The 9,366-nt window shown below is 70.2% G+C and carries 10 protein-coding genes; 2 read left to right on the top strand and 8 right to left on the bottom strand.

What is annotated here, in order from left to right:
* Nucleotides 1-76 precede the first annotated feature (76 nt).
* The 3 genes from Air01nite_RS27915 to proS all read right to left on the bottom strand — a co-directional run bounded on the left by Air01nite_RS27915 (nt 77) and on the right by proS (nt 2,994).
* On the bottom strand, nt 77-814 hold the full coding sequence (locus Air01nite_RS27915; protein WP_239091014.1) for a ribonuclease FAU-1 family protein: 738 nt from the start codon (nt 812-814) through the stop codon (nt 77-79).
* A 123-nt stretch (nt 815-937) separates the two neighbouring features.
* Nucleotides 938-1,588, bottom strand: coding sequence for a ribonuclease FAU-1 family protein (locus tag Air01nite_RS27920; protein WP_203706296.1), 651 nt, complete (start codon nt 1,586-1,588; stop codon nt 938-940).
* Complete coding sequence (gene proS / locus Air01nite_RS27925; RefSeq protein WP_203706297.1) at nt 1,588-2,994, bottom strand: proline--tRNA ligase; 1,407 nt, start codon at nt 2,992-2,994, stop codon at nt 1,588-1,590. Before proS ends, Air01nite_RS27920 begins: the two co-directional genes overlap by 1 nt.
* 83 nt (nt 2,995-3,077) lie before the next feature.
* Between proS and Air01nite_RS27930 the strand changes: the two genes are divergently transcribed.
* A complete protein-coding gene (locus tag Air01nite_RS27930) occupies nt 3,078-3,464 on the top strand; it encodes a carboxymuconolactone decarboxylase family protein (RefSeq protein ID WP_203706298.1) in 387 nt (128 codons plus the stop codon).
* Here Air01nite_RS27930 and Air01nite_RS27935 read toward each other — a convergent pair.
* The 4 genes from Air01nite_RS27935 to ffh all read right to left on the bottom strand — a co-directional run bounded on the left by Air01nite_RS27935 (nt 3,457) and on the right by ffh (nt 7,212).
* Nucleotides 3,457-4,539, bottom strand: coding sequence for an amidohydrolase family protein (locus Air01nite_RS27935; protein WP_239091017.1), 1,083 nt, complete (start codon nt 4,537-4,539; stop codon nt 3,457-3,459). The genes Air01nite_RS27930 and Air01nite_RS27935 overlap by 8 nt on opposite strands.
* Nucleotides 4,536-4,964, bottom strand: a complete 429-nt coding sequence (locus tag Air01nite_RS27940; protein WP_203706299.1) for a VOC family protein — start codon at nt 4,962-4,964, stop codon at nt 4,536-4,538. Before Air01nite_RS27940 ends, Air01nite_RS27935 begins: the two co-directional genes overlap by 4 nt.
* A 39-nt stretch (nt 4,965-5,003) precedes the next feature.
* Nucleotides 5,004-5,588, bottom strand: coding sequence for a Uma2 family endonuclease (locus Air01nite_RS27945; protein WP_203706300.1), 585 nt, complete (start codon nt 5,586-5,588; stop codon nt 5,004-5,006).
* Nucleotides 5,589-5,658: 70 nt separating this feature from the next.
* On the bottom strand, nt 5,659-7,212 hold the full coding sequence (gene ffh, locus Air01nite_RS27950) for a signal recognition particle protein (RefSeq protein ID WP_203706301.1): 1,554 nt from the start codon (nt 7,210-7,212) through the stop codon (nt 5,659-5,661).
* Nucleotides 7,213-7,485: 273 nt separating this feature from the next.
* On the opposite strand from ffh, the gene Air01nite_RS27955 reads away from it, so the two are divergent.
* Complete coding sequence (locus tag Air01nite_RS27955; protein WP_203706302.1) at nt 7,486-8,463, top strand: hypothetical protein; 978 nt, start codon at nt 7,486-7,488, stop codon at nt 8,461-8,463.
* Here the strand turns inward: Air01nite_RS27955 and Air01nite_RS27960 are convergent.
* Nucleotides 8,439-9,104 (bottom strand): response regulator transcription factor, encoded by a 666-nt coding sequence (locus Air01nite_RS27960; protein WP_239091015.1) that lies wholly within the window; start codon nt 9,102-9,104, stop codon nt 8,439-8,441. The genes Air01nite_RS27955 and Air01nite_RS27960 overlap by 25 nt on opposite strands.
* Nucleotides 9,105-9,366: the final 262 nt, after the last annotated feature.

A 9,366-nucleotide genomic window follows, 5' to 3' on the forward strand; every position in this document is an offset into this window, starting at 1 on the left:
AAACAGGCGCCCGCCCGGAACCCGCCAGGACGCGTCAGGCCGAAGATCAAACCAGACGCCGCCTAACGCGAAGCCATCAAACCGCCCGAGGACGGTCCCAGCCCGGCGGTCGGTCGCCGGGAACCCGCCAGGACGCGTCCGGCTGAAGGTCAAACCAGGCGCCGTCGAACGGGAACTTGCCGTTCTCGACCAGTTCCACGACGGCCTCACCATTGGCGCGGATCTGAGCCGCCCCGGCCGCGTCCCAGTAGTCGGCGTTGCCGGTCTTCGCGGCGAGCTCGTCCTCGTCCTTCCAGCGCCAGCTGCGATCAGGCGCGACCAGGATGTCCAGGGCGTGGTCGGCGGTGTCGATCCCGGCCAGCCCATCGTCGTCCCAGCGGCGGTAAGGATCTTCGAGATTGACGTACCACCCGGTGAACTCACCCGTGTGCTCGTCGTGGAAGAGCCAGATCGACCAGGGAGCCCCGTCAGCCGGGTGATACATGAGCAACGGCCCACCGATCCACGGCTGCGCCGTCAACTCCATCGGCCCAAGCTCGTCGAGCGTGCCGTCATGGTGCGTGCGCCCGTCAGCGGTCATCAACCGCCAGAACGTAATGCCTGCGGGCTGCCAGAGCAGCAGCCCCTGCGCGTCGTCCGAAACCACCACCGCCGGGCTGATGAAGCTTATCCGCCCCCCACGCCAACACCGCCGCATCACCAACCGCCCGGAAGCAAACGCCATGATCCGCACCCTATTGCCGGACCTCCACCCCGTCAGCCCCGCCGCACGATCCAGGACCTGGCGGATCGTTGCGCCTGCCGCCGTCTCCACCGCCGAACCGCGGACCTGGCAGCGGAGCGAAGCGGAGCGGTGTCCGGCGGGAGCGACGGTCGCGCCCACCGCGGACCCGGGACCGCGCCTCGTGTTCCGGCACGACGCCCCGCGGAACCGGTGTCAGCGAACGACCACCGGCCGGTCCCAGCCCGCGGGCAGAGCCGTCGGTGTCTCCCACGACGGGTCCGGTTGGAAGTCGGTCCACGTGCCGTCGAACGGGAACTCGGCCGCCTCGATCTGCTTGACCACCCGCCAGCCTTCGGCGCGGACCGCGGCCTCGTCGCCCACCCAGTAGTGGTCCGGAAAGGCGAGCCGCTCCGTGAACTCGTCCTCGTCCTTCCAGCGCCACGTCCGGTCCGGGTCGACCACGATGTCGAGGTCCTGGTCGACCACGTCGAGCCCGGCCAGGGCGCCGTCGGACCAGCGGAGGGCGCGTTCTTCCAGGTTCACGTACCAGCCCGCGAAACGGCCGTCCGCCTCCCGGAACCACCAGACCGAGTGATCCTCACCGACCGGGTGGAACTTGAGCACCCCGTTGCCGCGCCAAATGTGCTGTTTGACCCCGTACGACAGGGTGATCCACTCCGTGAACGGCATCGCGCGCATGCCGCGGCCGTCCGCCGAGACCTCCGACGCCACCGCCGAGCCCGGTGCGAGCCAGACCAGCAGGCCGCGCTCGTCGTCGCTGACCACGCGGGTCGGGCGCACCCAGCCGAGGCGGTCGTGGCGGGCGTTGCGGTGGACGATCAGGCTGCCGGGCTCGAAGCCCATCAGTAGGAGCGGCCGAGGATGGCGACCAGGTCCGGCTCGTCCTGCGAGTCCGGCACCGAGCCGTCGGCGCGGACCAGGCAGCGGACCGTGACGCCCTGGCCGTTGGCCTCGGCCTCGCCGTCGACGCCGACCGCCGACCACGGCACGCGGGCCCAGCCGGTCGCGGTCGCCGCGATCGCGTCGGCCAGCGTCGACACCTCGACGGTGTGCGACTGGCGGAATGCCAGCGCCTCGTCGTAGAGCTTCTGCTGGTCCTCGTCGAGGGCGGCGAGCACGCGACCCACCACGTCGGCCACCGGCACCGCGGTCTTGCTGCCGTCGAACCGGCGCACCACGACGGCGTTGCCCGCGGCCAGGTCGCGAGGGCCGACCTCGATCCGCACCGGGTAGCCCTTGAGCTCCGCGTCCACCGCACGGCGGCCGAACGCGGTGTCGACCCGGTCGTCGAGCCCGACCCGCACGCCGGCGTCCCGCAGCGCGTCGCGCAGCTTCGTCGCCGCCGCCGCCACGCCGTCGCCGTCCTTGACGACCATCACGTACGCCTGGATCGGCGCCAGTCGCGGCGGCACCCGCAGGCCGTTGTCGTCGCCGTGGCTCATGATCAGACCACCCAGCATGCGGGTGGACGTGCCCCAGGACGTGGTCCAGGCGTGTTCGACGCCGCCGCTCGCCGCGGAGTAGGTGATGTCGAAGGCCTTCGCGAAGTTCTGGCCGAGCTCGTGCGAGGTGCCCATCTGCAGCGCCTTGCCGTCGCCCATCATGCCTTCGAGGGTGTACGTGCTGGTCGCGCCGGCGAAGCGCTCGCGGTTGGTCTTGCGCCCGACCACCACCGGGATGCCGAGGACGCCGACCATGAAGTCCTCGTACACCTCGTGCAGGATCTTGCGCGCGTAGTTGCGCGCGTCCTCCTCCGTGGCGTGCGCGGTGTGGCCCTCCTGCCAGAGGAACTCGCTGGTCCGCAGGAACACGCGCGGGCGCAGCTCCCAGCGCACGACGTTGGCCCACTGGTTGAGGAGCAGGGGCAGGTCGCGGTACGAGTCGACCCACTTGGCCATGAACTCGCCGATGACGGTCTCCGACGTGGGCCGGACCACCACCGGCTCGGCGAGCTGCTTGCCGCCACCGTGGGTGACGACGGCGAGCTCGGGCGAGAAGCCCTCGACGTGGTCGGCCTCACGCTTGAGGTAGCTCTCGGGGATGAACAGCGGGAAGTACGCGTTCTCGGCGCCCGCGATCTTGATGCGCGCGTCCATCTCGGCCTGCATGCGCTCCCAGATCGAGTACCCGGCCGGTCGGATCACCATCGTGCCCCGCACCGGGCCGTTGTCGGCGAGTTGCGCCTTGGCGATCAGATCCTGGTACCAGCGGGGAAAGTCCTCCGCACGGGGAGTAAGAACGCGAGCCATAACCGGGAATCCTAGCGAGGCTGTGTTTGATCACCGCGCCGGATCGGCTGTCCCGTTGGGATCTCCGACCTAGGCTGAGGCTGATGAGCACTCCTGAGTCACATCGCGACGCGCTGGACACCGCGGAACGCCTGCTCGGCCAGCCGCTGGTGCTGCCGCTGGGTCCGGGCGGGCCGGCGGTGGGCGCCGACTTCCGGCGGTTGGCCACCGAGCACACGTTCGGGGACTCCTGGAGCCGGCCGGGCCTCGACGACCGGTCGCGGGCGCTGATCTCGGTGACCATCGCGGCGACGCTGGGCACGCAGGAGCCGCTGCGGGGGCAGTTGCGGATCGCGCTGCGGGCGGGGGTGACCAACGCGGAGATCGTGGAGTTGTTCATCCATCTGGAGGCGTACGCGGGCGCGGCGCGCGCGTTCGAGTCGTACCAGACGGCCCTGGCGGTCTTCGCCGAACGCCAGGACGCTATCTGATGACGCGGCCCTTCAGGACGATCCGGCTCGGCGCGCGGACGACGCGCAGGTCCGCGCGGGGATCCGCCTCGTAGACCACCAGATCGGCCAGGCCGCCCTCGATCAGGCCGGGGAAGCCCAGCCACTCGCGGGCCGCCCAGGAGGCCGCGGCCAGGACGTCGACCGCCGACATGCCGGCCCGCTCGTGCAGCATCAGCATCTCGTCGGCGCAGACCCCGTGCGGGATGGCGCCACCCGCGTCGGTGCCGACGCGGATCGGCACACCCGCCTCGTAGGCCGCGCGGACCACCTCCGGGAAGGCGGCGTGCAGGGCGCGCATGTGTGTCGCGTACCCGGGAAACTTGCCCTCCGCCCGCTCGGCGATGTCGTCGAAGGTCTCGATGTTGATCATCGTGGGCACGAGGACGGTGCCGCGCCGGGCCATCTCGTCGATGTCGTCCAGGGACAGGCCGGTGCCGTGCTCGACCGAGTCGACGCCCGCCCGGATCAATGTGGACACGGCGGTCTCGCTGAACGTGTGCACCGCCACCCGGGCGCCCGCGGCGTGCGCGGCGTCGATCGCGGCGGCGAGCACGTCGGGCTCGAACGTCGGGCCGAGATCGGCGAGCGACCGGTCGAGCCAGTCGCCGACCAGCTTCACCCAGCCGTTGCCGGCCCGCGCCTGCTCGGCGGCGGCGATCGGAAGCTCCTCGGGGGAGCATTCGATCGGGATGCCGCGCAGGTGCGTCTTGGGCGCGGCCAGGTGCCGGCCCGCCCGCGACAGCCGCGGCGCGTCGGGATGGTCGTCGAGGTCCGGGTAAGGGAACGGCGATCCCGCGTCCCGGATCGCCAGGGTGCCGGCGTCGCGGTCGATCACGGCGGCGGCCAGCGCCTGCTCGACGGTCGTGACCGGCCCGCCGCCGGCCGCGATGCCGATATGGCAGTGCGCGTCGACCAGGCCGGGCAGCACGTAGCCGCCCTCGCTGATCGTCTCGGCACCGGCCACCGGCTCGAACGTCACCCGGTCGCCGACCAGCCAGATGTCGCGGGTGGTGTCGTCGGGCAACACCACACCGCGGACGTGCAGCGGAGTCAGCTCACGCACAGCTCGTTGCCTTCCGGATCGGCCAGCGTCACCCAGGTGTGCGGCCCTTGCCGCCCGTCGTGCAGGTAGGTGGCGCCGTTGCCCAGCAGCCGCTGCACGACGGCGTCGCGGTCGTCGCCGGCGCGCAGGTCGAGATGCACCCGGTTCTTCACCGTCTTGGCCTCAGGCACCTGCTGGAACAGCAAGCGTGGAGCCCGCTCGAGCCCGCCGGGATGCCGGATCGCGGCGCCGGTGGCCCAGACCAGCTTGCCGCCGTGGCGGGTGGTCTCGGCCTCGGTGGCGTGCCCCTGCTCGATCATGCTCCGGATGAAGCCCTCGTCCTGAGCCTCGACCTCCCACCCGAGCGCCTCGGCCCACCAGTCAGCCAACACGTGCGGCTCCGCGCAGTCGACGGTCACCTGAAACTCGTATGCCACCCGGCGATCCTAAATGCGAGGTGCGACGTCGGCCCGCGGTCAGCGCAGCCGAATGCGTTCGAGAATCCCGGCGCGTCGCGCGCTGAGCCGCGGTAGGTCGATGGTGATCGGCCAAGGGGCCTCGACCGAGAACACCCCAGTCGTGTGGTTGACGATCTCGTAGCTGCGCTTCGAGGGGCCGAGCACCATCTCGGTCAAGGAGATCTCTGGCCGGTTCTGGTCGACCACCCAATAGGCGGGTAGGCCTGCGTCGGCATAGAGCCGCGCCTTCTCGACCATGTCGCGAAACTCGGAGTGCTCCGACACGATCTCGATGGCTAGGACCGCGTCTTCGACGGGCACGGGCGTGCGCCCGTAGTGCTCGATGCGGACGCCGACCAGGTCGGGACGCGGCTCGTTGCGCCGATTGATCCGCAGAGACTGGTCTGAGCTCACGATGAAGTCGGGCGGGCAGGCTCCGCGGAGCGCGAAGCCGATCTCGAACGCGAGATCCTGGTGCGCGGGGACGGGGGACGGCACGATCAACCTTCCGTTGATCAGCTCGTAGCGGAGGTCCCTCGGCAGTTCGCCGAGGTCGTCGACCGTCCACTCCTGCCGCTCGGGCAGGGTTGGTGCCGCAGTCATGGGCTCCTCCTGGGAGTGGTCACCCGTCACCGTAGGTGCTCCTATGATCGCCCGCTGTCCCGGAACGTGCCTATTTCTCGCCCTCCTGGCGGCGGAGCTTGTTGAAGTCGAGCTTCGGCAGCTTGAACCCCGGCGGCAGACCCTGGGCCCCGTCACCCTGCAGCGCCGACGGGTCGAACCCAGGCGGCATACCCGGCGGCATCCCACCCGGGAACCCGCCCGGAACGCCGCCGACCGGACGCGGACGCGAGCCGCCCTTCGTGCCCTTGCGCTTGTTCTTCGGGCTCTTGGTGGCCTTGCGGCGCGAGCCCGGCAGGCCCATCATGCCGCCCATCTGCTTCATCATCTTCTGCGCTTCGGTGAAGCGGTTGAGCAGCTGGTTGACGTCCATCACCGTGACGCCGGAGCCGTTGGCGATGCGCGCCCGCCGCGAGCCGTTGATGATCTTCGGGTTGACCCGCTCGCCCGGGGTCATCGAGCGGATGATCGCCGTCACCCGGTCGAAGTGCTTGTCGTCGAGGTCCGCGAGCTGGTCCTTGACCTGCCCCATGCCCGGCATCATGGCGAGCACGTTGGCGATCGGGCCCATGCGCCGCATCGCGACCATCTGGTCGAGGAAGTCCTCGAGCGTGAACTGTTCGCCGCCCATGAGCTTGGCGGTCATCTTCTCTTTCTGATCGGCGTCGAAGGCCTGCTCGGCCTGCTCGATCAGCGTGAGCACGTCGCCCATCCCGAGGATCCGGCTCGCCATCCGGTCGGGGTGGAAGATGTCGAAGTCCTCGAGCTTCTCGCCCGTGGACGCGAAGAGGATCGGCTGCCCGGTCACCTCGCGCACCGAGAGCGCCGCACCACCGCGCGCGTCACCGTCCAGCTTGGACAGCACGACACCGGTGATGCCGACGCCGTCACGGAACGCCTCGGCGGTGTTGACCGCGTCCTGACCGACCATCGCGTCGATCACGAACAGGATCTCGTCGGGATCCACCGCGTCGCGGATGTTGGCGGCCTGGGCCATCATCTCCTGGTCGATGCCGAGCCGGCCGGCGGTGTCGACGATGACGATGTCGCGCGCGACCCGCTTGGCGTGGTCGATCGACGCCCGCGCCACGTCGACGGGGTCGCCCACCCCGTTGCCCGGCTCGGGCGCGAACACCTCGACCCCGGCGCGCTCACCGAGCACCTGAAGCTGCGTGACCGCGTTGGGCCGCTGCAGGTCGGCGGCGACGAGCAAAGGCTGGTGCCCCTGCCCCTTGAGGAACCGGGCGAGCTTGCCGGCGAGCGTCGTCTTGCCGGAACCCTGCAGACCGGCGAGCATGATCACGCTGGGCGGCTGCTTGGCCAACTGCAGCCGCCGGGTGTCGCCACCTAGCACGTTGACCAGCTCTTCGTGCACGATCTTGATGACCTGCTGCGCCGGGTTGAGCGCCTGCGAGACCTCGGAGCCACGCGCCCGCTCCTTGACCCGGGCGATGAACGCCCGAACCACCGGCAGCGCGACATCGGCCTCGAGCAGCGCCAACCGAATCTCGCGCGCCGTAGCGTCGATGTCGGCATCGGTCAGCCGCCCCTTGCCACGGAGCTTGGTGAAGATCCCGTTGAGGCGGTCGCTCAGGGTGTCGAACACGTAAACATCCCGTTTGTCATAGTTCGGTGGGCGAAGCAGGCCGGAAGGACCCTCGTTAGGGTATCCGGCCCAGTCCCCAACGGCTGCTCACGCCGGGAGGGCGTGGGCCGTCAGACATGCCAACGATCCATTTCCCGGGTCCGCCGTGGTCCGGACCGTCGCTCCCGCCGGACACCGCTCCGCTGCGCTGCGCTGCCAGGTCCGCGATGGCTCACGCTCAAGGCCAAGCGGCGGGGGTCGATTCTTGTCAGAGGGCGGTACTAGCCTCACCGCATGACCGTCATCGATTGGCTGCTCGACGCGGACCCGGCGATCCGTTGGCAGGTGCTGCGCGACCTGGCCGGCGCGCCGGCCGACGTCGTCGCTGCTGAGCAGGCCCGCGTCGCCCGCGAAGGCTGGGGCGCCCGTCTGCTGGCGCTCCAGGACGACGACGGCTCGTGGGCCGGCGGCGCGTGCTTCCCAGGCCAGGGCTACCGGCACACGGGGCCCGACCACGAGCCACCGCCGGACGGCCAGGACGGCCAGCCCTGGGTGTCCACGCTGCCGACGCTCGACGTGCTCGTCGAGCTGGGCGTCGACCCCGCCGACGAGCGGGTCCGGCCCGCGGTCGAGGCGGTCCGCGACCACGTCGTCTGGGAGCACGAGGGCCAGCGTTTCTTCGACGGCGAGGTCGAGGCCTGCATCAACGGCCGCACGGTCCGGGCCGGTGCCTATTTCGGGCAGCCCGTCGAGGGCATCGTCGACCGGCTGCTACGCGAGCAATACGACGACGGCGGCTGGAACTGCGAGCTGGAATTCGGCTCCAAGGTCTCCTCGTTCGCCAGCACGATCAACGTGCTCGAGGGCCTGCTGGCCTACGAGCGGTCGGGCGGCGCACAAGACGTCTCGGCGGCCCGCCGCGGTGGTGAGGAATACCTACTCACCCGCCACCTGTTCCGCCGCAAGACCACCGGTGCCGTGGTCGACGACGACTGGCTGCTGTTCTCGTTCCCGCCGCGCTGGCACTACGACGTGCTCCGCGCCCTCGACTACTTCCGCGACGCGGGCGGTCCACCCGACGAGCGCCTCGGGGAAGCGCTCGACGTGGTGGAGCGCAAACGACTACCCGACGGCACCTGGCTGCTCGAAAACACCCACCCCGGCCTGGTCTTCTTCTCCCTTGAGGCGGGCGACGGCCAAGCAAGCCGGTGGAACACGCTACGTGCGATGCGCGTGCTCGCCTGGGCTCAGAGGGCGACCAACCCCGACTGATAGGCGAACACCACAAGCTGAGCGCGATCCCGCGCACCCAGCTTGATCATCGCGCGACTGACGTGGGTGCGGGCGGTCGCGGGCGAGACCACCAGTCGCTCCGCGATCTCCTCGTTGGACAGCCCTTCGCCGACGAGCCCGACGATCTCGCGCTCGCGCTCTGTCAGCGTGCCCAACTGCGGGTGCGGCTTGAGCGTCCGCGACGGCCGCGACGAAAACTCGCGCACCACCCGCCGGGTCACCGACGGCGACAGCAACGCCTCACCGGCCGCGACAAGCCGAATGGCCCGCAACAACTCGGCCGGCTTGGTGTCTTTGGTCAGAAAGCCGCTGGCCCCGTTCCGCAGGGCGTCGAACACATATTCGTCCAGCTCGAAGGTGGTGAGCACGATGACCCGCGTGTGCTCAAGGGCCGGATCGGCAACGATCCGCCGCGTCGCCTCGATGCCGTCGATCCCAGGCATCCGCACATCCATCAACACGATCTCGGGCGACGTAGCCGCCGCCCGAGCGACCACCTCAAGCCCGTCGGCGGCCTCGCCCACGACCCGCATCCCGTCCTCGGACTCGACCAACGACCGCAACCCGATCCGCACCAGATCCTGGTCGTCCGCGATCAGCACACCGATCTCGTCACCCACACCACTCACCATGCCCCATCCACCTCACCACCGCTGCCCGCCAAGACCCACACCGGCCGACGACAACGTGCCACGGCCTCCTCCACCACATCCATCAGCCAGCGCCGCTCGCGACCATCCCCACCACGCCCATCAGGCATCTCCACTCCCGACGATCCCTCACTGCGCCAGTCACCCGAGCCACTCCGGTCCATCTCCCTAACAGCGATGCCGACACGCCCGCGCGGAGTAGCCGCACCCGACAATGCCGCCCACACCCCCA

Source organism: Asanoa iriomotensis, assembly GCF_016862515.1.
Lineage (GTDB): Bacteria > Actinomycetota > Actinomycetes > Mycobacteriales > Micromonosporaceae > Asanoa > Asanoa iriomotensis.

Excerpts from the sequence above, each read along its gene's own strand:
- Air01nite_RS27955 (WP_203706302.1), top strand. The coding sequence starts at position 7,486 with ATGACCGTCATCGATTGGCTGCTCGACGCGGACCCGGCGATCCGTTGG.
- Air01nite_RS27945 (WP_203706300.1), bottom strand. The coding sequence starts at position 5,588 with ATGACTGCGGCACCAACCCTGCCCGAGCGGCAGGAGTGGACGGTCGAC.
- Air01nite_RS27930 (WP_203706298.1), top strand. The coding sequence starts at position 3,078 with ATGAGCACTCCTGAGTCACATCGCGACGCGCTGGACACCGCGGAACGC.
- Air01nite_RS27920 (WP_203706296.1), bottom strand. The coding sequence starts at position 1,588 with ATGGGCTTCGAGCCCGGCAGCCTGATCGTCCACCGCAACGCCCGCCAC.
- proS (WP_203706297.1), bottom strand. The coding sequence starts at position 2,994 with ATGGCTCGCGTTCTTACTCCCCGTGCGGAGGACTTTCCCCGCTGGTAC.